Here is a 25,138-nt window from a genome sequence, read left to right on the forward strand (position 1 = left end):
GCCTATGCGCCTTCGCGGCCGAGCATGCCGCGCAGGAGTTCCCTGATCCCCAGGCGGAGGTCGTCCAGGGTCGGTTCCGCTCCGGCGCCGACGACGGCGTCGAAGATCGCCCCCTCGCCGAAGGCGACGAGCTGGCGCCCGTGCCGTACCGGGTCGGACGAGCCCGCGGCGGCGAGGATCGCGACCGCGGGGTCACGGAAGCGCGCACCGGCCCTGTCGTAGATCCTGCGCAGCTCGGGACGGCGGGTGGCCTCAAGGGCCAGCTCGTAGCGGGCGACCGTCCGGTGACGGCCGACGGTCAGCTGTGTCCAGAGCGCCTGGGCCGTCATCTCGGCGAGAACCTCGACCAGGTCCGGCGCCGGGGACTCCAGGAGCGGCGCGAACGCGGCGGACTCCAGCTGGGCGAGCCGGGCCAGGGTCAGCTCCAGGAGCGCGGAGCGGGTGCGGGCCAGGTTGGAGGTCGACCCCGGCGGCAACCCGGCCGCCTCGTCCACGGCTCGGTGGGTCAGGCCGCGCATTCCCCGATCCGCCAGCAGAGCGATGGCGGTGTCGGCGACGAGCTCCGCGCGTTGGGACTTCACCCTTGGATACTACATTTGTAGTTCAACTACAGGCGTAGTAATATCCACTACATCCGTAGTAAAGGAGAAGGTCATGGCACGTGCGGCGGTCATCGGAGCGGGCATCGGCGGGCTGACTGCGGCGGTGGCGCTACAGCGGCGGGGCTGGGACGTGACGGTGTTCGAGAGGGCGGCGTCCCTGGAGCCGGTCGGCTCGGGGCTCGCCGTCGCCGCCAACGCGCTCAAGGCGCTCGACACGATCGGGGCCGGTGACGAGATCCGTAAGCTGTCCGCGGTCCAGGGCACGGGCGGCATGCGGCGCTCCGACGGCGGATGGCTGGCGAGGACCAGCGTGGAGGCCGCCTCGGCGCGCAACGGCGGCGACTCCGTGGTGCTGCTGCGCCGCGCGGACCTGGTCGACGTGCTCTCCTCCCACCTCGAACCCGGCACGGTCCGGCTGAACACCGAGGTCTCGGGGGTCGACGCGGAGAACGGCGTGGTGACCCTCCCCGACGGGCGGATGGGAGCGGATCTGGTGGTGGCGGCCGACGGCATCCACTCCCCCGTCAGGTCGGCGTTGTTCCCCGGCCATCCCGCCCCCCGCTACGCGGGTGTCACCAGCTGGCGGCTGCTCATCCCCGCCGAGGGCGTGCCAGGTCAGGCGTACGAGAGCTGGGGACGCGGCAAGGTCTTCGGCGTCATGCCGCTGGCCGGGGGCACGTCCTACTGCTACGCCACCGACACCGTCCCGGCGGGCGGCGGTGGCGGGGACCAGCTGGCCGAGCTGCGACGGCTGTTCGGGGACTGGCACTCCCCGATCCCGGAGCTGCTCGCCGCGGCCTCGCCGGAGATGGTCCTGAGGAACGACGTCCATTACCTCGCCACCCCGCTGCCCGCCATGCACCGGGGCCGGGTCGCCCTGCTGGGCGACGCCGCGCACGCCATGACCCCCAACCTGGGGCAGGGCGCCTGCCAGGCGATCGAGGACGCGGTGGTGCTGGCCCACGTGGCCGGCGACGGCGGAAGGTTCACCGGCGCCCCGGGAGCGGAGGGCGGAAGCGGCGGATCGGCCGACGGGAACGACGTGCTGGCCGGTTACACCGCCGCGCGGCTGGAGCGTACGTCCAGGATCGTGGCCCGGTCCGCCGCGATCTGCCGCGTCACCCGGATGCGCGGCCCGCTGGCCGTACGGCTGCGCGACACGATGGTGGCGCTCAGCTGGCGGCTCGCCCCGTCGAGGGTGAACGGCGCGATGGACGAGGTGTTCGCCTGGACACCGCCCTCCACCTGACCCCGCCCGACTGACCCGCGGCCGTTTCGCGACCACGACACGGCCCCGACACGGCCCCGACACGGCCCCGACACGGCCACGGCGCGACCACGGCGCGTCTACGGTGTGACGCTCGCCTTCTCGCGCATCGGGGCGGGCACCCCCTGGTCGGGGGAGAGCCGTCCCAGGGTGATCGTCCCCCAGACGAGCAGCGCGGCGGCGACGAGGGCGGGGATCACGTTCAGCCAGCCACTGGGCACCGCCTCGTCGAGCAGGAGCGCGCCCGCGAGGATCGAGGTGATCGGGTCGACGATCTGGACGGCGGCGTAGGAGATGCCGAAGTAACCCACCTCGTAGGTCTTCTGCAGCAGCACGACCGCGCAGATGAGCAGCAGGGGGATGGCCAGCGCGAACCAGTTGAGCAACGTGCCCAGGTCGCCGTCGAAGTTGCCGCCCACCACCCGGACGAAGGTGGAGACGCTGGCCGTCACCGCCCCCGCGCCGACCGACAGTACGAGCGCGTGGGCCGAGCCGGTCATCTTCCGTGCCAGCAGATGGGACACCAGCACGACCAGCCCGACGCAGCCGAGGAAGCCCAGCGCCTCCTGGTTCGTCATGTGGGGTTTCACCGGGTGCGCGGGGACGAGCAACAGCAACCCGAGCAGCCCGATGGCCACCGCGATCGAACCGACGATCTCCGCCTTGTGCGGGCGCCTGCCGTGCAGCATCGCCGCCAGCGGCACCGCGAACACCAGCGTCGCCACGCTGATCGGCTGCACCGCGATCAGCGGCGCGAAGCTGAGGGCGACGGCGTGCAGGGACGCCCCGGTGAAACCGATGACGCCGCCGAGCCACCAGCGGGGCCGCCTCATCAGCTTCAGCGAGGCGCCCTCGGAGACCGCCTCGAACTGCTGGAGCGCGGCTCCGAGGGCGTAGCCCAGCGCGCCGACCAGGGCGATCGATATCCCGACCCAGGTCATCGCCACCTCACATAACGGACGGGGCATCCGGAAAGAAGCGATTCACGGGTCATCCCGCAAGCTTAAGGCGCATGACGAACGGGTAGGGAACTTCCCCGGTTCGTCCGAGATGTGGCGAGGCACCACCCTGCCGGTACCGGCGAGAGCGCGGCGCCCTTTCCGGCGGGAAACACTCTCACGAACCGCCGCTCCGAGCATGACCGGCGTCCTGTCCGCCGGCCTGGATCCGACCGGCACCCGGCCCGGCGAACCCGTCGACACCCGGATCGGTGACGGGTTCCCCTGACCGGGAGTCCTCACGGTCTTCGAGGTCCTCGGGGTCCTCATCGGCGAGATGCGCGACACCGTCGCCACCGGGCCGGGAGTCCCCACGGTCGCGGTTCTCTCGGTCCTCGCGGACGAGACGCGTGGTGTCGGAGTCGTCGTCGCGGGCGCTCTCCCGCCAGCCGGTGGGCCAGGAGCGCCGGACGCCGGGAACCTCCCGTACCGTCGCCTCCCAGAAGGCGGGCGCGGTCGTGAAAACGGCCTCGGCGAAGGACGCCCCTCCCTCGAAGAGGGCTTGGCGGAAGACGGCCTCGTTCTCGAACACGGCATCGCCGAAGAGCGTGGTCCCCGCGAAGGCGGTCTTACGGAAGAGTGCCCGGTCCTTGAAGACGGCCCGATTGAAGAACACCGCCCGCTCGAACACGACCTCCCTGAAGTCCGCCCGGAGGGCGAACACCGCCTCCCGGAACACGGCCTCGTCCCTGAACACCGCACCCTCGAAACCCACTTTGTAGTTGGCCTCCCCCCAGACCGCCCCGCCGGTGAAGACGGCTCCCCCGAACATCGCCACGCCTTCGAAAACGGCCCTGTCGAAGCGGGCGGCTCCCTCGAACCTGGCTCCCCCGAACCGGGCCCGGCGCATACGGCAATCGACGAACCCCGGTTTCACGAGCCACGCGCCCGTGAGGTCGAGGTCGATGTCCGGCCAGAACATGACGGGCCTGACAGGCTCGGACCTGCTCCAGCGCAGGTGGTTCCTGAGGATTCCCTGGGCCGTGGCGCGCACCTGGAGTTCCTGCGGGTCGATGGTCTCATCCCGGCCGGCGGGTTCCGTCTCCACCGGCGAGGCCGGGAGGGGAGGCATCCGGAGATAGGCGCAGATCACATCGACGATCGTCTGACGGTGTTCGGGGTTGTCCTGCGCGACGCGCTCCAGGGCGTACAGGCCGGCCAGGCGCACGGCGGCCTTGTCGTGCCCGAGCTGGTCGGCCGCCTTGGTGTAGAGCTCGGTCACACGCCGCTCGCCGGCATCGTACTCCTGGTACGCCTGCGTACGCTCCCCGAGCCACTGGCGGCGCACGCCCAGGAGGAGCGCCACCAACCCCACGGCCCCGGCACCCACGGTCAGGCCGGTCTTCACCGCGTCCAGGCGCATCTCGACGCGCTTGGACGCGTCCGGCGCCGTGTCCGCGAGGAACAGAAAAACGGCCGTGGCGCTCCACATGGACACGACGATGAGCACGACCCCGGCGAGGACCCACCACCAGGACAGGACGCGCAGTGCCGCGCGGTCGCCCCGCCGGGGACTCGCCAGGGCCAATCCGGCGCCCACCCCCGCGAGCACCACGGCCACCAGCGCGAGCAGGCCGGGCAGGGGGACGTAAGGCGCCAGGTCCTGCGCCCCGGCGCGGCTCGTCACCAGCACGGACGCCGCCACCGCCACCGCCGCGACGAGCGAGATCACGCCGACCGTCCCGCGCCGGGGGTGTCGCCTCATCAGTCCTCCTCGGGTGGGGACCTCCACCTTCGGACGAGCCTCGGGCGAGGGAGAACGAGCTCTCGGTCGCCTCCGGGGAGGAGAGAGTCCGGAAGGCAACTCCAGCGCATCCCTCCCTGATCGTCCAGTGGTCCGGGTGAATCCCGTGCCCCTCGGCCTCCGAACCTCCGGACCCCGAACCTCCTGGCTCCCCGGCCTCCTGACTCCGGACGGGGGCCGCGCGGTCCGGGGACCGCGCGGCCGTTGATCACCTCGATCCGGGGACTCCCGGGGGTCCGTACGGTCGGCAGACGGTCATCCCGTGCCTGACGGAGCCCAGACGATCACCCCGCACGGTCGGTGTTCAGTGGACGGTGGTCACTGGCCGCTGGGCGGGCAGACGCAGAACAGGTGCCCCTCGGGGTCGGCGAGGACGACCCACTTTCCCTCGCCGGGCTGGAAGTCGGGCCGGGTGGCTCCGAGTTCCAGGTAGTCCCGGACGGCCTTCTCCAGGTCGGGCACGCGGACGTCCAGGTGGAACTGCTTGTCGGGGCCCGGCCACGTGGACGGCTTGCGGTCGAGGTTCTGCTGGAAGTAGATGCTCGTCGTGCCGTCACCGATACCGGCGTAGGTGTCCTCCGCGTACTGGACCTCGTAACCGCCGAGGACGGCCGCGTAGAACTCGGCCAGCCGCCTGGGCTCGGCGCAGTCCATGGTCACGGCGACAAGTTGTGCTTTCGTGGTCATGGAACGATCGTCCCGCCCATACCTGTCAACCGCTGTCATGTTTGCCGGGACAGTTCGACCGACAGGTCCCGGCACAGGTGGCGGGACACTTCCCGGAACGGATGCCGACACAGTTCCCGGCACAGAGACGACCCAGAGCACAGGCGCCGCCCTGGGCGCAGGTACAGGTAGGGCATCGCGGGGGGCTGAACGCAAGCACGGGCCGGAGCGCGGGAGCGAGTACGGACATCGGAGTACGGAACCGGAACCGCGCACGGGAACGGGAACGGGCGCCGGGGCGCGGACTGGAACGAGGGGATGGCCGGAATAAGTGGTGGCCGCCGTGAGGAGTGCCTGGTTAGGGTGTCTCCGTGTTTCTGATCGTTTCCCCGCCGACCGCCCGCTAGCGGGCGCCCCTCTCTCCTGACGACCGGACCCGAGCGGTCCGGTGGGTGCTTGCCGTCCGCATACGTGCGACCTGACGACGACCACCTCATCTGGAGAGATCTCCATGACGCATGTCTCCGTACGGCGGGGCCTGCTGTACGTGTCCATCGCGGCGACCGCCTGGGGCACCGGCGGCGCCGCCGGCGCGCTGCTCCACCAGACGGGCGGGCTCGGCCCCGTCGCCGTCTCCTTCTGGCGGTTCGCCGCCGGAGCGGCCGTGCTCCTGCTGGCCAGGCTCCTGTTCGGCCTCGGCGCCCCCCGTCCCACCGAACCGCTCACCACCGTCCAGCGGACCCGCCCCACCAGGCCAATCACCACCGCACAACGATCCAACTCCGCCGAACCACTCACCGCCGCACAACAACCCCACCCCGTCGAACCACTCACCGTCCGGCCGGTCCACTCCACCGAACCGCTGCTCACCCCCCTCCAGCCGGCCCGCCCCACCGGATGGGGCCCGGCCCTCGGCGGGCCGCTCGCCGTCCTCCGGCGGGTCCGCCTCGCCCGGCGGGGTTCGGTGCTCGGACGGGTCCTGGTCACCGGCGTGGCGATGGCGGTCTACCAGACGGCCTACTTCGCGGCGATCGCCGAGTCGGGCCTGGCCGTGGCGACCGTGGTCACGATAGGCGCCACCCCCGTCCTGGTGGCCGCGGGCGGGCGGCTGTTGCTGGGCGAGCGGCTGAGCGCCGCCGGGCTGGGCGCGGTCGCGATCGCCCTGACCGGCCTGGCCCTGCTGACGCTCGGCGACGGGTCGGCGGCCTTCTCGGCGGCCGGTGTCGGGTGGGCCCTGCTGTCGGCGGCCGGGTACGCGGGCGTGACCCTGCTCAACCGGGCCTCCACCGACGGGCCGTACGCCACCGCGACGGGCGGCTTCGTCGTCGGCGGGCTCTGCCTGCTCCCCGTCGCGCCGGCCCAGGGGCTGCTGCCCTCCGGTGACCCGCTCGCCTCCTGGGCGGTCGTCGTCTACCTCGGTACGGTCCCGACGGCACTGGCCTACGGGCTCTTCTTCACCGGTCTCGTGGCGGTACGCGCCACGACGGCCGCCGTGATCTCCCTCGTGGAGCCGGTCGGCGCGGCGATCCTGGGAATCCTGCTGCTCGGCGAGCGGCTCACCCCGGCGGCGGCGTGCGGGAGCGCCCTGCTGCTCGGCGCGGTCGCCCTGCTCGCCCTGAAGGAGAGAGGACAGGTGACCGTCCCGGTGTGACCGCTCCCGCGAGGGTCCCGTAGCAAAAGATCCATACGGGGCCCTCGCGGGACCTCAGTCGAACAGGTCGGGTTCGGCGGCGACGATCTGGTCGTACAGGGGCTGGAAGTTGAACCAGCCGACCGTGTCGTCGCCGATCTGGCCGTGGGTGAGCTTGGCGTTCTCGTGGGTGATCCGGACGGTGGGGCCCGCGGCCTTGGCCAGGAGCTGGGCCTGGCACGAACGCTCCATCGTGATGAACCACCAGGCGGCGGCGTCCACGCTGCCGCCCACCGTCAGAAGGCCGTGGTTTCGTAAGATCACCGCCTTGTGGGAGCCCAGAGCCTGGGCGATGCGGCGCCCCTCCTCGGTCTCCAGGACGACACCTGTGTAGTCGTCGAACAGGGCGTGGTCCTCGTAGAAGGCGCAGGCGTCCTGGGTGAGCGGTTCCAGGAGCGTGCCGAGCGACGACAGCGCCTTGCCGTGTACCGAGTGGCTGTGCGCGGCGGCGACCACGTCGGGCCTGGCCTGGTGGACCATCGAGTGGATCGCGAACGCGGCCCGGTTGACGTGGTGACGGCCGTCGACCACCTGGCCCTCGTGGTTGACGAGGATCAGGTCGCTCACCTTGATCTGCTTGAACGACATGCCGAACGGGTTCACCCAGAAGTGGTCGGTGTGCTCGGGGTCGCGGACGGTGATGTGCCCGGCCACCCCCTCCTCGAAGCCGAACCGGCCGAACAGCCGCAGCGCGGCGACCAGGCGTTCCCGGCGGTGGCGGCGTTCCTCCTGCACGGTCCCGAACTTCCGGGGGCGCCGGAGGACGAGCTGGTCGCTGGGAACGGGCCGCAGGTCGGACAGGCTCACGGTTCCTCCAGGGCGGAAGGGTCGAGATCGGCGAGACGGCTGTAGCCCGCCAGGCCGAGGGTGAGGTCGAGCTCGGCGAGCAGGCCGCGCACCACGTGGCGCACGCCCTCCTCGCCGCCCGCGGCCAGGCCCCAGACGTACGGCCTGCCGAGGAGCACGGCCCGCGCGCCGAGGGCGAGGGCCTTGACGATGTCGGAGCCGGTGCGGATGCCCGAGTCGAACAGCACGGTGAGCCGGTCGCCCACGGCCGCCGCGATCGCGGGGAGCGCGTCGAGCGAGGCCGTGGCGCCGTCGATCTGGCGGCCCCCGTGGTTGGAGACGACCACGCCGTCCATGCCCGCGTCCGCGGCGCGCAGGGCGTCGTCCACGTGCTGGATCCCCTTGAGGACGATCGGCCCGTCCCAGTTGTCGCGGAGCAGGGCCAGCCGGTCCCAGGTGTGGGGGCGGCCGTTGAACATCGGCACCCACTGCATGATCGCCGCGTCGAGGTCCTCCTCGACCGGGCGGGCCAGCTTGGCACGGAACACCGGGTCCGACAGCGGGATCGCCAGGCCGGTCCCGCGCAGGAACGGCAGGTAGGCGTGGTCGAGGTCGTGCGGGCGCCAGGCCAGGGTCCAGGTGTCGAGGGTGACGACCAGGGTGTCGTAGCCGTTCTTCGCGGCCCGGTCGAGCAGGCTGAGCGTGACGTCGTCGTCGTGCGGCCAGTAGAGCTGGTACCACCGGGGGCCGTCGGCCTCGGCCACCTCCTCCAGCGTGTGGGACGCGGCGGTGCTCAGCACCGTGGGAATGCCGAGCGAGGCGGCGGCCCTCGCGGTGGCCAGCTCGCCGTCCGGGTGCACGATCGACTGCACCCCGATCGGGGCGAGGGCGAGCGGCGCGGGGTAGGTCCTGCCGAAGAGCTCGACGCCGAGGTCCCTGACCGGGACGTCGCGGAGCATCCTGGGCACGATCCGACGGCGGTCGAACGCCTCGCGGTTGGCGCGCTCGGTCGCGCCGGTCCCGGCGGAACCTGCCACGTACCAGTACGGTCCCGGGTCGAGCCGCTCGCGCGCGACCCGCTCCAGTTCGGCGACGGACGTCGAGTACGGGGGCGGGGTCCCGACCAGGCCGTTGAGGTAGATCTCGTACTGGTAATCGGAGAAGGCCATGTTCCAACCTTTGTTCCGATGATCGTGGATGTCTACGGCATGTTGGCTAAAATCACATCCGACTTATCCCACTATTGCGTGACAAGTCACTGGTGCCTCGGAAACCTGGCGGGGGCACCCCGATCCTGAACGGCCGATCTTTGCACCACAATGTGCGGAGAGACGGAACGCGAGCCCGGGGACGGGCGTTGGAGGGAACGTGGCCTCGATTACCCAGCTCTTCAGGCGGTTCCTCGAACGCCCCGGCACCATCGACCTCTCGAAGTTCGAGCGGGTCGTCGCGGAGGCCGGGACCCGCGAGGAGCGGATCCGCGCGCTCGACGAGCTGCCCGCGCCGTCGGTCGACGACCTTCCCGAGTTCTGCGCGATCATGCGCGAGACCGCGCGCCGCGCGCTCGACCTGCGGCCGTACGACGTGCAGCTGGTCGGCATGCTGGCGATGCTGTCGGGAAACGTCGCGGAGATGGCCACCGGCGAGGGCAAGACCCTGTCCGGCGCGATGGCCGCCGCCGGATACGCCCTGCAGGGCAAGCGCGTCCACGTCATCTCGGTCAACGACTACCTGGCCCAGCGTGACGCCGAGTGGATGGGTCCCCTCTACACGGCGCTCGGCGTCTCCTGCGGCTGGATCGGCCAGAACTCCACCCCCGAGGAGCGCCGGGCGGCCTACGCGGCGGACGTGACGTACGGCTCGGTCAGCGAGATCGGCTTCGACGTGCTGCGCGACCGGCTGAGCACCAGCGTGGACGACCTGATCGTGCCCGCCCCGGCCGTGGCGCTGGTCGACGAGGCCGACTCCGTGCTGGTCGACGAGGCCCGGGTGCCGCTGGTGCTGGCCGGTGCCGCCGACCCCGGCGACGCGGTCCCGGAGATGGCCGTGCTGGTCAGGCAGCTGGTCAAGGGCTACCACTACGAGCTCGACGACCAGGCGCGCAACGTCCACCTGACGAGCAAGGGCATCGACACCGTCGAGCAGGCGCTCGGCCTCGACCTCTACGACACCCCGGCCACCCTGACGGACGTCAACCTCGCGCTGCACGCGCACGCCCTGCTCACCAAGGACGTCGACTACATCGTCCGCGACGGCAAGGTGCACCTGATCAACCCCTCCCGGGGCCGGGTGGCGCTGCTGCAGCGCTGGCCCGACGGGCTGCAGGCGGCGGTGGAGGCCAAGGAGGCGCTCTCTCCGTCGGAGACCGGCGAGATCCTCGACTCGATCACCGTCCAGGCGCTGATCACCCGTTACCCGGAGAAGTGCGGCATGACCGGCACCGCGGTGGCGGTCGGCGACCAGCTGAGGGAGTTCTACGACCTCAAGGTGGCCGTGATCCAGCCCAACCGGCCGAACGTGCGGATCGACGAGCCCGACCGCCTCTTCGAGTACCGCATGGAGAAGGACCTCGCGCTGGTCGAGGAGATCGTCGAGGTGCACGCCACCGGCCGGCCGATCCTGATCGGCACCCTGGACGTGGCCGAGTCCGAGCGCCTCGCGCTCACCCTGAGCGGGCGCGGGCTGGAGTGCGTGGTCCTCAACGCCAAGAACGACGCCGAGGAGGCGGCCATCATCTCCCGGGCCGGGGAGCGCGGCGCGCTCACGGTCTCCACCCAGATGGCCGGGCGCGGCACCGACATCCGCCTCGGCGAGGGCGTCGACGAGCTCGGCGGCCTGTACGTCATCGGCTCGGGCCGGCACACCAGCAGCCGCCTGGACGACCAGCTCCGCGGGCGCGCGGGCCGCCAGGGTGACCCCGGCGGCTCGGTCTTCCTCGTCAGCGGCGAGGACGAGCTGATCACCCACTACGTCGCCGACGAGTACGCCAAGGGCGTGCCGGAGCACTCCCTCGTGGGCCACGCCCAGCGGGTCGCCGAGGGCGTCAACATGGAGATCCACCGCAACACCTGGCGCTACACCCGCCTGCTTGAGCGCCAGCGCGGCCAGCTGCTGGAGCGCCGCGACCGGGTCCTGCGCGACCGGGTCGCCGGTGAGGCGCTGGCCGCGGCGGCTCCCGAGCGGTGGGCGGAGCTGGCGGAGAGCGTCGACGAGGAGGTGCTGCACGAGGCGGCCCGCCAGATCGTGCTGTTCCACCTCGACCGCGGCTGGGCCGACCACCTGGCGTACCTGGCGGAGCTGCGGGAGGGCATCCACCTGCGGGTCCTCGGCAGGCTCAACCCGATCGACGAGTTCCACAAGGACGCCGTCCCGGCCTACCAGCGCCTGCTGGCCGAGATCGAGTCACGCTCGGTCGAGACCTTCGAGACCGCCACCGTCACCGAGGACGGCCTCGACCTGGAGGGCGCGGGCCTCAAGCGCCCCACCGCCACCTGGACCTACCTCGTCCAGGACAACCCCTTCGGCACCGAGTGGGACCGCATCCTCAACCGCCTCGCCACCAAGGTCCGCCGCCGCTGACGCCTCCTGAGGGGCGGCCTTCACACCGCTGAGGGCCGCCCTTCAGGCGCTGAGCTGGTCAACGCGCGACTTCGACAGCTCAAGCAGGGCCGCGCTGTCGCGGACGGAGACGCCCGCCGCCCGGAGAGCCGCCACAGCCTCCTTGGCCGTCTCGCCGAGCCGGGCCGTCACCTGATCGCGCTGAGCCCGAAGCTCCTTGTAGGTGTCGAGCACCGTGGGCGGAACACCGGCCACCTCGTACAGGTATGTCACGACGATCTCGGCCTCCGGAGGAGCATCGAGGATGAAGTGCTTGGCCGCTTCCACTTCTTCGTACAGCTCCATGAGAGTGTCGCCGGAAACCCCTCCCTCGATGGGGGCATCCATCGGGAGTGCGATCCAGTAATCGGTCTTACGCACAGCCTTCATCGTGAGCTGCAGGGGTGCACCGGTCACTCCAACCATCCCTTTCCGAACACGTTTTCCAAGTCATGTACAAGAGCCGCGAGCAGGTCGGGATCCATATGCCGCAGGGGAACCCGGGACCGGGCGACCACCACCTGCTCGGAGTTGTAGAGCAACAGGGACCGGGTGGTCCTGCCCGCGTCGACCCAGTCGGGACGCAAGGCGTGCCAACGCGCGAGCTCGTAGATCCGATCGCGGATTTCGGGGTATGTCTGAAGCACGCACGGAAGTTAGCGTACTGGACGAAGGGCGTCCAGCGAACTGGACAACAGGGCAGCGGTTTGCCGTGATACATGGCGATAAATTCCAGCGCCTCGTTCACACGACTCGAACGCAACGCGGCGCGTCATCGAATTCATGACAGTGGTGCGGCGTGCGAGACACGGGGCTGACATCATGATGTGCGTTACGCGCGCGGTAATGGTTTCACCGCGCTCTCCCGGTTATCGTGACCTTCATGACCACCACCAGCGCGTCCCGGCCGGTAGGCGAGCTTCTGCGCCAGTGGCGGGAACGACGGCGGATGAGCCAGATGGACCTCGCGATCCAGGCCGACATCTCCACCCGGCACCTGAGCTTCGTGGAGACGGGCCGGTCCAAACCGAGCAGGGACATGATCCTGCACCTCGCGGAGGAGCTGGAGCTCCCGCTGCGCGAGCGCAACCACCTGCTGCTGTCCGGCGGGTTCGCGCCGCTCTACGCGGAGACACCGCTCAACTCACCGCACATGGCGTCGGTGCGCGAGGCGCTGGGGCAGGTGCTGAGCGGGCACGAACCGTACCCGGCGGTCGTCGTCGACCAGCGCTGGAACCTCATCGACCGCAACGCCGCGACCGGGTTGCTGCTGCGCGGGGTCGCGCCGGAGCTGCTCGTCCCCCCGGTGAACGTGCTGCGGCTGAGCCTGCACCCCAAGGGCATGGCGCAGCGGATCATCAACCTGGGCGAGTGGCGGGCCCACCTGCTGCACCGGCTCCGCCGCCAGATGAGCCTCACCGCCGACCCCGACCTGGCGGCGCTCTGGCAGGAGCTCGACGACTACCCCTGCGACCAGCCCGAGCCGGAGATAGACCGGCCGGGGCCCGGCGACATCGTGATACCCCTCCGGCTCCGCCGCGGCTACCGGGAGCTGGCCTTCTTCAGCACCATGGCCACCTTCGGCACCCCGCTGGACATCACCGTCGCCGAGCTCGCCATCGAGGCGTACTTCCCGGCGAACCCCGAGACCGCCGCCTACCTGCAGCACCAGCACCACCCCGACTGAGCCCGAGGGGCCGGGGACGGGCGGGGGCAGGCGGGGACAGGCGGGGACGTGGCGTGCGCCCCACACCGCACCCCCGCCGTCTCGGCCGGTCCGGCCGGTGTCACTCGTCACCGGCCGGACCGGGTCCTGGAAGGTCTTCGGTCGCCGCCGGCGGGTCTCAGCCGGGGACCCCCGCCCCGGACCTGCCGAGCTCGCCGGGCCCGTCCGGCCCGCCGGCCTTTTCGAGCCCACCGGGCTCGCCCGGCTCGCCGACCTCGCCGACCTCGCCGGGCTGCTCGCCCGACGCACCGGACTCGCCGGGCTCGCCGTGTCCGCCGTGTCCGCCGTGTCCGCCGAGCTCACCGTGCTCACCGTGCTCACCGGGCCCGCCGGTTTCCGGCCTGCCCGCGCGTGACGCCGCGACCCGGGCGAGGACGACGTCGACCACGAGGAAGGCGAGCAGCGAGATGCCCAGCAGCGGGAGGAACACGCCCACCGCGATCGCCACGGCCGCCAGGGGCAGGACCACGGCGAGGGGCAGCCGCCGCAGGCCGCCGCGCTCGTAGGGGACGCCGAACCCGCGGGTCGGGCGGCGCAGCCACCACATCCGGTAGCCCCACACGATGACCGAGATCAGCGCCACGGCCAGCGCGGCGAGCAGGATCTGGTTGACCAGGCCGAACAGCACTCCCATGTGCCCGTCGATGCCCCACCGGGTCAGCTTGGCGCCGATGGGGAAGTCGTCGAAGCGCAGCTCGGCGACCGCCTGGCCGCCGGCGTCGACCGCCACCTGGTCGTTGCGCTGCGGCCAGAGGCGGTCCGTCTCCTTGACGACGTACGGGTCGCCGGACTCGGCCGGCCAGACGATCTCCAGGGGCCCGGACAGGCCCTTGCCCGTCGCCGCCCGGACGACCTGGTCGGGGTCGGCGGCCGTGGTGGCGCCCGCGTCCCCTCCGGCGTGGCCACCGTGGTCACCGTGACCGCCGGAGACGGGCATCGACGGGGTGCCCCAGCCGATCGCCCTCTGGATCACGTCGACGTTGACTCCCGCGTACTTCGACCAGGTCAGGCCGGTGGCCGACAGGGCGAGCAGGCCGACCAGCGCCCACAGGCCGACCGAGCCGTGCCAGGAGAGGGTCTTGCGCAGGCCGCGGGCGCCGCGCTCGGGGGCGACGACGCGGCGCAGCCGCCGACCGGCACGACGGCGGCGGGTCAGCCACAGCACCAGGCCGCCGAGCGCGACCAGCCACAGCCAGCTGGCGGCCATCTCGCTGTAGACGCGTCCCGGTTCTCCCAGGTGCAGGTGTCGGTGGAGCTGGGAGATCCAGGTCCGCACGGGCAGGGCGCCCGAGCTGCCGTAGCTCTCCAGCGTCCCGCGGACCTGGGCGGTGTACGGGTCGACGAAGACCGCCGTGCGGACGCTCTCCGGGAGGCCGGGGTCGTTGAACAGCACCCGGGTCGTCGCGTCAGGCTCGTCGTAGGTCCATACGGCTCCGATCGTTCCCCCGGGATGCGCGGCGGTGGCGGCGGCGACCTGCCGCGCCAGGGGGAGCTTCTGCTGCCCGGCCGGTACGGGGACCGTCAGCTCGTGGGAGTGGACCACCTTCTCCAGCTGGAAGGAGGCGGCGTACAGCAGGCCGGTCGTCGCGGCCACCAGCAGGAAGGGCGCGACGAGGATGCCGGCGTAGAAGTGCAGGCGGAGCAGGAGCGAGCGCAGCGTCGCCCAGGTGGAGGGCGCCGGGGACACTGAGGAGACAGGGGTCACCGACGCGGGGGCCGGGGAGGACCCGGAGGGCCCGGTCTCGGGCTGGATCTCGACGTCAGACGTCATGGGGAGAGTTCTCCGTTCACAGGGAACGCGCGCACCGTCAGGTACGCGCCACCGCGGTGTGAGGTTCGGTTCGGCGTCGCGAAAGGGCGGGCGGGATTCCGGCCCTCACCCGCCGGAGGCATGGTGGGAGCCGGGCGCGCGGCCCGTTGGCGTTGTTGTCGGCAGGTGCTTGCGGGTGCTGCCGGTACCACCGGTCGGCGGATGCCGCCCGCACTACGCGGGCGGTGCCGGTACTACCGGGAGCCGTCGAGCGTCGACACTCGGGTCCACCGGCCGGGGAGGGCGCGACGGCGCGACGACCCGCGACCGGGAAGGGTACGGCGCTCGGAGACGCGGGCCCGCGAGGGGTGCGACGGTGTCCGGGCGCGACGGCCCGATGTCAGACGGCGTACGAGGGCGCGGGCGGCCCGCGGCGCGAGACGGCGGCGGCGAGCAACCGGACGACCGGTGGCACCCGGTCGCCGGGCGCGGCGGGGAGTGCGGCGCGCTGGACGACGGGCGCGCGCCAGCGCAGCAGGGTGAGGACCGAGGCGAAGAGCAGGAACAGGAGCGCGGCCAGGCCGCACTCCCCCCGCTCCAGCCAGTGGGCCGACAGCAACGCCGTCACGACGTGCACCAGCACCATGAACAGGCCGGTGGACAGATCACCGGCGCCGTGCTCGTGTCCGGTCGACGGCGGCACCGCGCCGGAGGTGAACCACAGGTGCATGCCGTACTGGGCGGCGAAACTCGCCCCCAGCAGCATGCCGAAACCGCGCTGCCGCCGGGCGAGCGCGAACGCGCCCGCCGCGGTCGGCAGTATCGCCCAGGCCAGCACACCCGGTCCCACCGGGCTGCCTCCGGCCAGCACATGCATGGCCAGCGACGCCGTCACGCACACGACCGCGAACACCGCGGCGCGAACAAAACGGAAGGCATGCATGGGGCAATGGTGACAGAGAATGGTGAATCCGCCAGCCCTTGAACTGTGGAAAAGAGTGTGGATTAATACCACTCGACCTGTGCGTCACGATTACACGGTCTGTGTTAGCCGTGTGCTTCCCGTGCGCTGCCGGTCCACCCGTGCCGCGCTTCGGAAGCGGGGCCGGCGCCGCCGGGCGCGGGGCCGGTCACCTCGGGCGCGCTGTCGGCCACCTCGACCTTCAGCTGCGCCGTCGAGGTCAGCAGGGTACCCTCGGGCGCTCCCGCCCTGGCCGCGTCCGTCACGACGACGCGCTCGCCCAGGTACAGGTGGGTGGCGGAGTCGAAGATGTACTCGTGCCGCACCCCGCCGAGCGCGTTGGCCATCGCCACCGCGACCCCCTCGCGCCCGGCGGCGTCCTCGGCCCTGCCGACGGTCTCGACGCCGGGGATCGTACCGGCCGCCCGGAACAGCGCGGCCCGCTGGGCGGACGGCAGGTACGCCTGCGTGATCATCGAGCCGACCTTCCCCCACGCCTTGTAGTCGGCCAGCGGGTCCCGGGCCAGGCCCCGGTAGAGGTGCTCGCGCATCTTCGCGGGATCGGCGGGCAACCGGCTCAGGTAGGCGTAGTCGGTGCGCTGGTGCTCGGCGCTGATGTCGTAGCCGGTGAGTTTCGACGGCGCCCCGACGCTTCCCGCCCGCCGTTCGGCCTCGGCGGGCAGCGGCTCCCCGGGGAACGGCCTCGGCTCCAGATGCTCGCTCGACATGACCCCCCCGTCCAGTGGGGAGCCCTCGACCGGCAGCCACACCTTGAACAGGCTGCGGTCGAGGTAGCGGACCTCCTTGCCGCCCTCCTTCAGCTTGACCGGGAACATGCTCTGTATCTCGTAGGCGAGGAACTGTCCGGGCTTCGGGTCCAGCTCGTCCCGCTCGCCCGCGGTCTCGGCGGCCCGCTGGAGGACCGCCGACATCGCCACGGGCGTCACCCGGACGACCGTCTCCGGCCGGGGGGTCGAGCCGGTGTCGACGAACCCGAGTCCCACGACCAGCGCGGCCCCGGCTCCCACCGCCAGGCTCGTCCCCAGGCTCAGCCGGAGGTTCCCGCGAAGGCTCGCCGGGCGGCGGGCCCCGTGGCCGCCGAGGGCGGCGATCCCCGGGATCCGGCGGCTCGCCGGGCGGCGCTCGCGGCCGGCCGGTGCCGCGCCGGATGCGGCGATCGCCGACAGCAACCGCCGCTCCTCCGCGCGCAGCTCCGCCGGTCCCGGCTCGTCTCACTCATATCCGGCCTCTCGGCTCTCGGTCAGGACAACCGTTGTTGCCCTCCCGCGTGCCCGCGGTTCCCGAAAGCGGCCGGGCGCTTCCGCCGGGCGCGAGACTCACCGGCCCCCGCGCCCCTCACCCGGCCCTTCGTACGCGCCCCGGCGCCTCTCACCCACCTCCCTCACGGGTACCCCGCGCCGACGGCCCCTCCGGTCCCTCCGGCCGCTCGTGGGCGGACGGGCGGACGTGGGCGGACGTACCCCTCACACCGGGACGAACTCCAGGTAGGAGACGGCGGGCATGGGCAGGGTGAACTCCAGCCGCAGGGTCCCGTCCTCCGCGCGGAGGGTACGGGCGGGTTCCAGCTCGTCCAGGGTGTTCGCGGCGCGGAGCCGTTCCCACTGCTCGCCCTCGGGCCAGTCGGCGTCCCCGCCGATCTCCGCCCAGACCGCCCGGATGTTGGAGTGCCGCTCGTCGATCCGGTGGTGGCCGACCGCGTACTCCCCCTCGGCCAGGCCCTCGACGGTGAGGGTGACCTCTCGCGACAGGAGCTCCGCGCCGTCGGCCCGGTCCTGGTCGAGGGTGCCGTTCCACACCAGCACCCCGACGGCGCCGGTGGCCGAGCGCGCCGCCCACGCCTCGACCCCCGCGACGTCGCCGGTGGCCGAGCAGGCGAGCTCGTCCTCGCCCAGCCGGTCGGCCAGGGTGAGCGCGAGGTAGCGGGGCTTGCGCAGGTTGCCGACCGTGAGCAGGCCGAACCCGCCGTGGAAGAGCGCCGGTGGGCGGCCCAGCTCCTCGAAGTGGTCCGAGGCCACCCAGTGGGCGAGGGCGTCCACCCGCCCGGCCGCCGACCTCATCCCGTGCAGCAGGAACGCCGCCCCGAACGGCCCGTCGCCGATGCCGTGGAAGTGGGTGGGGGTCGGCCCCCACTCCGTCCACCAGATCGGCGTGCCCGCGCGGCCGTGCCGTTCCAGGGTGGGCCGCCAGTCGAGCGGGGCGTTGCCGTAGGTGTGGGTGGAGACGAAGTCGAGCGCCGCGCCCGAGGCGTCCACGTGGTCGATCAGCTCCTGGACCCAGCCGTTGGCCGCCGACGACGGGCCGCCGACGCGGATGTCCGGGTGGACGTCCTTGACCGCCGCCGCCGACACGTCGTAGAGGCGGAAGAACTCCTGCGGGGTGCCGCTCCAGAAGACCTCCAGGTTGGCCTCGTTCCACACCTCGAAGGCCCAGTTGTCGACCACCTCGCGCAGGCCGTACCGGTCGACGAGGTGCCGGGTGAGGTCGCGGACCAGGTCGCCCCAGCGGTCGTAGTCCCTGGGCGGCGAGATGATCGCCTCGTAGCCGAAGACCGTCTTCGACGGGTCGGAGGCGAGGTCGCGCGGCATGAACGACAGCTCCACGATCGGCCGCATGCCGAACGCGGTGATCGTGTCGTAGACCTCGTCCACCCGGCTGAAGTCGTGCACGGGCTTGCCGTCCTCCTCCCGGTAGACGCCGAGGTCGTCGCAGAGGATCGCGTGGGCGCGCACGGTCTCGACGCCGAGCTCGTCGCGCATCGTCCGCAGCGCCTCGGTCAGCTCGGGACCGATCGGGCGCCCGCCCACGCTGTCGGCGGACAGCATGTACGACAGGTGCTCGGAACCGATCATGTACTTCCACGGCCTGGGCAGCGGCCGCGTGGTCACTGAGGCGTCGACCCGCAGGGCCGCGGCGCCCGGCTCGGCGAGCGGCGCGGCGAACACCGCCTCGCCGAAGGGCCCGGTCCGCTCCATGCTGGTGACGGCGGCGACCCGGTACCAGGCGGGTTCCCCGCGCGTGTCGACGTAGCGCGGATCCGGCACGGCCGGCACGTCGACGTCGCGCTGCTCGGTCGGCGTGTACGGCCCCGCCTCGGCGGGCGCGCGGTGGACGAGGTAGCCGATGGCCCCGGCCACCGGTTCCCAGGTCAGCGTGACGTGCCCGCCTCCGCTGTCGGCGCGCAGGTCGCGGGGGGCGGTGACCTCGACCCGTCCGGCCGCGGTCACCTCCCCCGACGCCCGGTAGATGCGTGCCTGCCAGTCCCGGCGTGCGGCGTCGGCCGTGCTCATGAATACGTCTCCCCGATGGTCGATGGGTGGTTGCTGGAGTGCGGCTCACTTGGGAGGCACGACGGCCCATTCCTCCTGGCGCAGCACGGGGGCGAGCTTGGCCGTGACGTCGCGGGTGGCGAAGTGGCGGCGCAGGCTGTCGTCCGCGAGCGCGTTGCCGAGCGCGATCATGATCATTCCCTGGTCGAGGGCGAGATACTGCTTGGCGACCTTGCCGCTGCGCACGGCGACCGCGTCGTAGAAACCGCCGGGCCCGTAGGCGTCGAAGTTCGCCCTGAGCCTCGCGAGGTTGGCGAGGGCCGCGTCCGGCGCGTGGCGCAGCGCGAGGAACGACGCGTGCGGGGTGACCACGCCGTCCCCGTACGACGCCGGTTCGGGCGCTCCCTCGCGGCATCCCTCGAAGCCGTAGTCGACGGAGGTGCGCTCCTGGTCGGAGGTGTAGCCGGGGGTGTCCATGCCGATCGCGTCCACGCCGTACTCGCGGTAGCCGCCCGCGGGGTCGTTGGACGGGGAGAAGCCCCAGTAGCCGTACTTCGCCTCGTTCATGCCGTGCTCGATCTGGGCGGCGATGTAGACCGGCTGGTTGCGGCCCCAGCTCCTGGCGCCCCAGACGTCCTCCGGCACGAGCTGGGTCACCATCAGCTCCTCGAACATGCTGCCGCCCCAGGTGGGCACCAGGCGCATGCCGCGGTAGCCGTAGGTGCCCTCGAAGACGTTGACGCCCATGTACGTGCGCCAGGCGCCGACCGGCTTCTGCTCGGCCCACGACCAGTCGCAGGTGTCGGGGAAGGTGCGCCACATGCCGTAGTAGTGCTCGGGCGGGAGCTGGCCGAGGACGATGCCGACGTAGCTGGCGATCCTGGCCTCGGTGAGCGCGCCGTAGTGGTGGCAGGTGGAGTGGACCGTGGTCCCCGAGCCGTTGTAGTCGCTCTCGACCGAGCAGCCGGTGGGCTTGTCCGGCCAGAACCCGCCGCGCAGCAGGCCGGTGCCCGCGTCGGGCCGCGCCTGCGGGTCGTAGTAGGACTCGAAGTCCATGCTCCTCGCCAGCGCCCCGGCCTGCTTGGAGACCTCGGGCACGGCGCTTCGGAGCATCATGAGGGCGGCGGCGAGCCAGCCGTTGTCGACGCTGGACAGGAACGGCTGGACGGCGGAGCCGTTCTCCGGCCAGGTGCGGACGATCTGGAGCGTGCGCGGGTCGTACCAGTTGTAGAACTGGCCGGTCGGGGCGTGCCGCTCCAGCTTCGCGGTCGAGGCGAGCGTCCTGGTCACGCGGCGCAGGGCCTCGCTTCTGGAGATGAGGTGGGTGTCGCGGGCGGCCACCGTGCTCCACAGGTAGGTGGCGATGTTGGTCGGCGAGGTCACCTTGGCGCGGGTGGCGGGGTCGAGCGAGCCGTCGATCTTGTCGGAGGGCAGCCCGGTCGCCGGGTCGGCCATCGCGGCCATGGACTTCCAGGTGTCGGCGGCGTAGCGGCGCAGCGTTTCCCGCTGCCGCCCCGCTGTCAAGGGGGCATCAGGGGATACCGGGGGAGACGCGGAAGGGGAAGCGGAGGGGGCGGGGGAAGGGGCGGCCGAGGCGGGAGAGGGGGCTGCCGTGATCAGGGCGAGGCCGGCCGCCAGGAGGGCGGCCGCGTGACGACGACGCACGGGGGCTCCTTACACGTGGGGGGTTACTTGAGTCCGGTGGAGGCGATTCCCTGGATGAAGAAGCGCTGCAGGAAGACGAAGAGGACGAGGACCGGCAGCACGACGACCACCGCCCCGGCGATGAGCAGGCCGTACTGGGTTCCCTGGTAGCCGTTGAAGATCGCGAGCGCGACGGGCAGCGTGTACTTGTCCTCGCTCTGGGCGACCACCGCGGGCCACAGGAAGTTGTTCCACGAGCCGAGGAACGTGATCAGGCCGAGCGTGGCGAGCGCGGGCCTGCAGAGCGGCATCACGATCCTGAAGAAGATCCGGAACTCCCTGGCGCCGTCCACCCGCGCGGCGTGGATCAGCTCGTCGGGGATGTCCGCGATGAACTGGCGCATCAGGAAGATGCCGAGCGGGGTGACCAGGCCGGGCAGGATGATCCCGAGGAAGGTGTTGACCAGGCCGAGCTTCGCGATGAGCACGAACTGCGGGATCATCACCACGATGGCGGGGAGCGCCATCTGCGTGAGGACCAGCGCGAAGAGCACGTTCTTGCCGCGGAAGGAGAGCTTGGCGAAGGCGTACCCGACCATCGAGCAGAACAGCAGGTTGCCCGCGACGGTGGCGAGGGCCACCACCGCGCTGTTGACGAACACCTGCGTGATGTTCATCTTCTCCAGCAGCTCGCCGTAGTTGGCGAGCGTCCACTGCACCGGCAGGAGGTCGGGCGGGGTCCGCCTGATCTCGGTCTCCGGCTTGAACGAGGTGAGCAGCGTCCAGACGAACGGCAGCACGACGACCACGAGCCCGGCGCTGAGCAGCGCGTACGTGGAGAAACGGCGTTTGACCAGGGGCTTGCGCCCGGGAGCCGGCTTCGCGGGGACGTGACGGCCCTGGACCGATCTCATCTGGACCTCCCGACCCGGAACTGCAGGACCGCGAGGGCCACGATCACGGTGAACAGGACGCTCGCCGCGGCGGCGGCGTAGCCGTAGTTGCCGGAGCCGAACTGGCCGTAGATGGCGAGCGACGCCGAGGTGGTCGCTCCCGCCGGGCCGCCCTGGGTCATCACCAGCGGTTCCTCCATGAACTGGGCGAACCCGATGGAGCTGTAGACGGTGCAGAACAGCAGCGCCGGGCGGAGCATCGGCAGCGTGACGGAGCGGAAACGCTCCCAGCGTCCGGCGCCGTCGACCTCCGCCGCCTCGTACAGCTCCCTGGGGATGCCCTGCAGGGCGGCGAGCAGGACGACCATGTCGAAGCCGAAGCTCCGCCACGCGGTCATGACGATGATCACCGGGAGCGCCAGGTCCTCGTCGGCGAGCCAGCGGGGACCGTCCACGCCCACCGCTCCGAGCACCTGGTTGACCAGCCCCGCGTCGGGTTCGAGCAGGAACCTCCAGGCCACCGCGACGCCGATGATGCTGGTGACGTACGGCAGGTAGTAGCCGAGCCGGAAGAACGCGGCGGGCAGCCGGGCGATCCCCGAGTTGAGCGCCACGGCCGCGCCCAGGCCGAGCGCGATGGTGAGCGGGAGCGCGGTCACCACGAAGATCAGCGTGTTGACCGCCGCCTTGCGCATGAGCTCGTCGTCGAACAGCCGCAGGTAGTTGTCGAGCCCGACGAGGTTCACCCCGAGGGGGTCGCGCACGTCGGTGCTGCGCATGTCGGTGAAGCTCATGCCGAGTTCGACGAGGAGCGGCCCCGCCCAGAAGACCGCGAACATCACCACGAAGGGCGTGACGAAGACCCAGGCCAGGCCGGTGCGGCGGAATCCTCCCCCGGATCGCCGCTCCCTCGCGGGCGCGGGTTCGGTGGACTCGCGCGAGCCCACCCGCTCGCTGACCACCATGGTCAGACCCCGGTCCCGATGGTCTCGGCCTGTTCCTGGATCCGCCTGGCCGTCTCCTCGGCCGTCTGCTTGCCCAGGGCCATCTTCTCGACCTCGGTCTCCATCACCTTGGCCACCTGCTCCCAGGTCGGGACGGCGGGGACGGCCTTGGCGTCCTTGAGCTGCTCGCCGAAGACGGTGACGCGCTCGTCGGCGGTGAGCGCCGGGTCCTGCCAGGCGGCCTCGACGCTGGGCAGCGCGTTCACCTTGGTGTACCAGGTGGCCTGGACCTTGGGGTCGACGAGCCAGCGCAGGAACTTCCAGGCGGCCTCGCGGTTCTTCGCGTCCTTGAAGACCACCATGTCGCTGCCGCCGACCAGGCTGGGGCCTCCGGCGCTCCCCTTCGGGTAGGGCGCGACGGCGAACTTGTCGCCGAAGCCCTCGCCGCCGTCCTTCTCCAGGCCCGCGATCATCCACGGCCCCGAGTAGAAGGCGCCGACCTTCCCCTTGACGAACGTCTGCGGGAAGGCGCCGGTCGGCTGGTCGGTGCTGGCGAGGCCGCTCTCGAAGAACGAGCCGTAGTGCTTGAGCGCCTGGACCATCTGGGGCGTGTCCAGCGTCCACTTGTCACCCGAGACGATCTCACCGCCCGCCTGCCACACCAGCGGCAGCACCTCCTGCCAGGAGCCCTGCCGGAAGTTCTGCTCGACGCCGAGCGAGGCGCCGCCCCTCTCCTTGAGCGCCTTCACGAAGGCGGTGGTCTCCTCCCAGGTGGCGGGCGGCTTCACCGACGCCTTCCCGGCGAGGTCCTTGCGGTAGTACAGGGCGCGGGTCTCGACGTACCAGGGCACGCCGTACGCGGTCCCCTCCACCTCGACCGTGCCCCACGCTCCGGGGAAGAACGCCGACTTGTCGATCAGGTTGGCCGGGGTGGGGTCGAGGGCGCCGGTCTTGGCCATCTCGCCCATCCAGGTGCTGCCCAGCATGGTGACGTCGGGGGTGGCGTTCCCGGCGATGGCCGCGGTGATCTTGTCGTGGGCCGAGTCCCAGCCGAGCGCGGTCACCTTGACCGTGATGCCGGGGTTGGCCGTCTCGAAGTCCTTGGCGAAGGCGCCCAGCGCCTCCCCCTCGGCCCCGATCGCCCAGACCGTGACCTCGCCGGTGGCCTTGCCGGTGTCGACGTCCCTCGCCTGCTCCGCGGCCCCTCCGGTGCTCCGGCCGCACCCGGTGAGCACCAGCCCCAGCGCGAGGATCCCTACGGCGTACTTCTTCACTTTTCCTCCAGGGGGTGAGACCCGCAGCTGGATCGGACGATCAGCTGGGTGGGGAGAATCTCGGAGTTCGGGACGGTACGAGTGCCCTTGATGAGCTCGTCGAGCGCGCGGGCGGCGCGGGCGCCGAGCAGGCGCATGGGCTGGCGCACCGTGGTGAGGGCGGGCCTGGCGTGGCGGGCGGCCATGATGTCGTCCCAGCCGGTGATCGCCACGTCGCCCGGCACGTCGAGGCCGAGCTCCTCGGCCGCCAGGATGACGCCGAGGGCCACCTGGTCGTCGGCGCAGATCACCGCCTGGGGACGTCGCGCTCCACGCGCCTTCCCGCTCGTTTTTCCCCCGAGCAGCGTCCGCCCGGCCGCGTACCCGCCCTCCACGGTGAGTTCGCAGGGCAGTGGCTCGGGGGGCCGGATCCCGTGGCCGGACAGGACCCGTCTGACACCCGTCCAGCGCTGGGTGATGTCACCCAGGTCGTCGCCCCCGGCGAGGGCGAAGGTGGAGTAGCCGTGACCGAGCAGGTGGGTGGCGAGCGCCTCGGCCGACGCGGTGTTCTCGCTGCAGACCGCGTCCGCCCGCTCGACGGGGTCGCGGGCGAGCAGGACCAGCGGCGTCCTGCTTTTGACGATCTCGTCCACCACGGCGTCCTCGACGGTCCTGCCGAAGATCACCATGCCGTCCACCCGGCCGACGAGGTCCCTCACCAGGTCCTGCACGGCCGCTCGCCCGCGCGTGGACAGGATGAGCACGGAGCGGCCGAGCTCGGCGGCCACCTCCTCGTACCCGAGGAGGACCTCGGCGAAGTAGGGGCCCGACAGGTCGGGGAAGACGATCCCGTTGGCCGCGTGACGGCCCTGGGCGAGGGAGACGCCGAGGCGGCTCGGGGTGAAGCTCAGCTCCTCGACCGCCCTGAGCACCTTCTCGCGCGTTCCGGCCGCGACGGGGCCGGTGTTGCGCAGCGCCCGGGAGACGGTGGCGATGGAGACGCCTGCCCGCTGCGCGACCTCGTAGATGGTCGCGCCCTGACCCTCGTCACTGTTTGGCACCCGTCGTCCGATCTCCCAGGAGTGGAAGCGCTTACACTCGACGGCGACGAAAAGTGGAAGCGCTTACAGTGAATGGTCGGAGTCAACCACCGGACGGAATCATCAGTAAAGGCTTGTTACATCACCGTTACCAAACGGGCACGGTACCGCCCCGGCGTTCGTGAGACGTGTCGAGGGAGGAAAAAGCCCCGGCGCGGACGAACACGCCGACTACCGTTAAAAGATCATCCGAGCTATCCTCGCCGGAATCGGGCAGTCCATATCCTCCA

Annotated in this window: 21 protein-coding genes; 4 read left to right on the forward strand and 17 right to left on the reverse strand. The window is 71.5% G+C overall.

The features are described 5' to 3' along the window. Window positions 1-2: 2 nt before the first annotated feature. Complete coding sequence (locus ACFFRH_RS10590) at window positions 3-581, reverse strand: TetR/AcrR family transcriptional regulator (RefSeq protein WP_344745332.1); 579 nt, start codon at window positions 579-581, stop codon at window positions 3-5. A 73-nt stretch (window positions 582-654) separates the two neighbouring features. Here ACFFRH_RS10590 and ACFFRH_RS10595 point away from each other — a divergent pair, with 73 nt between their 5' ends. Continuing rightward, window positions 655-1,851 carry an FAD-dependent oxidoreductase gene (locus ACFFRH_RS10595; RefSeq protein ID WP_344745331.1) on the forward strand — a complete coding sequence of 399 codons (1,197 nt, stop codon included), beginning with the start codon at window positions 655-657 and terminating at the stop codon, window positions 1,849-1,851. Between the two features lie 98 nt (window positions 1,852-1,949). Here the strand turns inward: ACFFRH_RS10595 and ACFFRH_RS10600 are convergent, their stop codons facing one another. The 3 genes from ACFFRH_RS10600 to ACFFRH_RS10610 form a co-directional block, all read right to left on the reverse strand. Continuing rightward, complete coding sequence (locus tag ACFFRH_RS10600; protein ID WP_344745330.1) at window positions 1,950-2,810, reverse strand: DMT family transporter; 861 nt, start codon at window positions 2,808-2,810, stop codon at window positions 1,950-1,952. A gap of 175 nt (window positions 2,811-2,985) precedes the next feature. After that, complete coding sequence (locus ACFFRH_RS10605) at window positions 2,986-4,572, reverse strand: pentapeptide repeat-containing protein (RefSeq protein ID WP_344745329.1); 1,587 nt, start codon at window positions 4,570-4,572, stop codon at window positions 2,986-2,988. Between the two features lie 357 nt (window positions 4,573-4,929). Next, on the reverse strand, window positions 4,930-5,298 hold the full coding sequence (locus tag ACFFRH_RS10610; protein ID WP_344745328.1) for a VOC family protein: 369 nt from the start codon (window positions 5,296-5,298) through the stop codon (window positions 4,930-4,932). 490 nt (window positions 5,299-5,788) lie between these two features. On the opposite strand from ACFFRH_RS10610, the gene ACFFRH_RS10615 reads away from it, so the two are divergent. Then, complete coding sequence (locus tag ACFFRH_RS10615) at window positions 5,789-6,928, forward strand: DMT family transporter (RefSeq protein ID WP_386155929.1); 1,140 nt, start codon at window positions 5,789-5,791, stop codon at window positions 6,926-6,928. 54 nt (window positions 6,929-6,982) lie between these two features. Here ACFFRH_RS10615 and ACFFRH_RS10620 read toward each other — a convergent pair whose 3' ends face one another. Then, window positions 6,983-7,774, reverse strand: a complete 792-nt coding sequence (locus ACFFRH_RS10620) for a class II aldolase/adducin family protein (RefSeq protein ID WP_386155931.1) — start codon at window positions 7,772-7,774, stop codon at window positions 6,983-6,985. Beyond that, window positions 7,771-8,922 carry a lactate 2-monooxygenase gene (locus ACFFRH_RS10625; protein WP_386155933.1) on the reverse strand — a complete coding sequence of 384 codons (1,152 nt, stop codon included), beginning with the start codon at window positions 8,920-8,922 and terminating at the stop codon, window positions 7,771-7,773. Before ACFFRH_RS10625 ends, ACFFRH_RS10620 begins: the two co-directional genes overlap by 4 nt. Window positions 8,923-9,121: 199 nt before the next feature. On the opposite strand from ACFFRH_RS10625, the gene secA2 reads away from it, so the two are divergent. Then, the gene (secA2, locus tag ACFFRH_RS10630; RefSeq protein WP_386155935.1) at window positions 9,122-11,332 is read left to right on the forward strand and encodes an accessory Sec system translocase SecA2; all 2,211 of its coding nucleotides are present in this window, start codon (window positions 9,122-9,124) and stop codon (window positions 11,330-11,332) included. Between the two features lie 42 nt (window positions 11,333-11,374). On the opposite strand, the gene ACFFRH_RS10635 is transcribed toward secA2, so the two are convergent. Continuing rightward, complete coding sequence (locus ACFFRH_RS10635) at window positions 11,375-11,731, reverse strand: hypothetical protein (RefSeq protein ID WP_386155937.1); 357 nt, start codon at window positions 11,729-11,731, stop codon at window positions 11,375-11,377. 32 nt (window positions 11,732-11,763) lie between these two features. Next, window positions 11,764-11,997: a hypothetical protein gene (locus ACFFRH_RS10640; protein ID WP_386155939.1), complete on the reverse strand. Its 234-nt coding sequence runs from the start codon at window positions 11,995-11,997 to the stop codon at window positions 11,764-11,766. A 236-nt stretch (window positions 11,998-12,233) separates the two neighbouring features. Here ACFFRH_RS10640 and ACFFRH_RS10645 point away from each other — a divergent pair, with 236 nt between their 5' ends. Next, window positions 12,234-13,037 carry a helix-turn-helix domain-containing protein gene (locus ACFFRH_RS10645; RefSeq protein ID WP_386155941.1) on the forward strand — a complete coding sequence of 268 codons (804 nt, stop codon included), beginning with the start codon at window positions 12,234-12,236 and terminating at the stop codon, window positions 13,035-13,037. Between the two features lie 157 nt (window positions 13,038-13,194). On the opposite strand, the gene ACFFRH_RS10650 is transcribed toward ACFFRH_RS10645, so the two are convergent. The 9 genes from ACFFRH_RS10650 to ACFFRH_RS10690 form a co-directional block, all read right to left on the reverse strand. Beyond that, complete coding sequence (locus tag ACFFRH_RS10650) at window positions 13,195-14,847, reverse strand: PepSY-associated TM helix domain-containing protein (RefSeq protein ID WP_386155943.1); 1,653 nt, start codon at window positions 14,845-14,847, stop codon at window positions 13,195-13,197. A gap of 379 nt (window positions 14,848-15,226) precedes the next feature. Continuing rightward, entirely contained in the window at window positions 15,227-15,769 is a 543-nt protein-coding gene (locus ACFFRH_RS10655) for a hypothetical protein (protein ID WP_386155945.1), read from the reverse strand. A gap of 104 nt (window positions 15,770-15,873) precedes the next feature. After that, complete coding sequence (locus tag ACFFRH_RS10660; RefSeq protein WP_386155947.1) at window positions 15,874-16,977, reverse strand: CU044_5270 family protein; 1,104 nt, start codon at window positions 16,975-16,977, stop codon at window positions 15,874-15,876. A gap of 294 nt (window positions 16,978-17,271) precedes the next feature. Further along, window positions 17,272-19,095, reverse strand: coding sequence for a GH39 family glycosyl hydrolase (locus tag ACFFRH_RS10665; RefSeq protein ID WP_386155948.1), 1,824 nt, complete (start codon window positions 19,093-19,095; stop codon window positions 17,272-17,274). A 45-nt stretch (window positions 19,096-19,140) separates the two neighbouring features. Continuing rightward, window positions 19,141-20,598 (reverse strand): glucoamylase family protein, encoded by a 1,458-nt coding sequence (locus ACFFRH_RS10670; protein ID WP_386155950.1) that lies wholly within the window; start codon window positions 20,596-20,598, stop codon window positions 19,141-19,143. 164 nt (window positions 20,599-20,762) lie between these two features. Next, window positions 20,763-21,632: a carbohydrate ABC transporter permease gene (locus ACFFRH_RS10675; RefSeq protein ID WP_386155952.1), complete on the reverse strand. Its 870-nt coding sequence runs from the start codon at window positions 21,630-21,632 to the stop codon at window positions 20,763-20,765. Then, window positions 21,629-22,576 (reverse strand): carbohydrate ABC transporter permease, encoded by a 948-nt coding sequence (locus ACFFRH_RS10680; protein WP_386155954.1) that lies wholly within the window; start codon window positions 22,574-22,576, stop codon window positions 21,629-21,631. The genes ACFFRH_RS10675 and ACFFRH_RS10680 overlap by 4 nt, the downstream gene beginning before the upstream one ends. A 2-nt stretch (window positions 22,577-22,578) precedes the next feature. Next, complete coding sequence (locus tag ACFFRH_RS10685; protein WP_386155956.1) at window positions 22,579-23,829, reverse strand: sugar ABC transporter substrate-binding protein; 1,251 nt, start codon at window positions 23,827-23,829, stop codon at window positions 22,579-22,581. Further along, window positions 23,826-24,869: a LacI family DNA-binding transcriptional regulator gene (locus tag ACFFRH_RS10690; RefSeq protein WP_386155958.1), complete on the reverse strand. Its 1,044-nt coding sequence runs from the start codon at window positions 24,867-24,869 to the stop codon at window positions 23,826-23,828. The genes ACFFRH_RS10685 and ACFFRH_RS10690 overlap by 4 nt, the downstream gene beginning before the upstream one ends. Between the last annotated feature and the right edge of the window lie 269 nt (window positions 24,870-25,138).

The organism is Streptosporangium vulgare (assembly GCF_042428775.1).
Lineage (GTDB): Bacteria > Actinomycetota > Actinomycetes > Streptosporangiales > Streptosporangiaceae > Streptosporangium > Streptosporangium vulgare.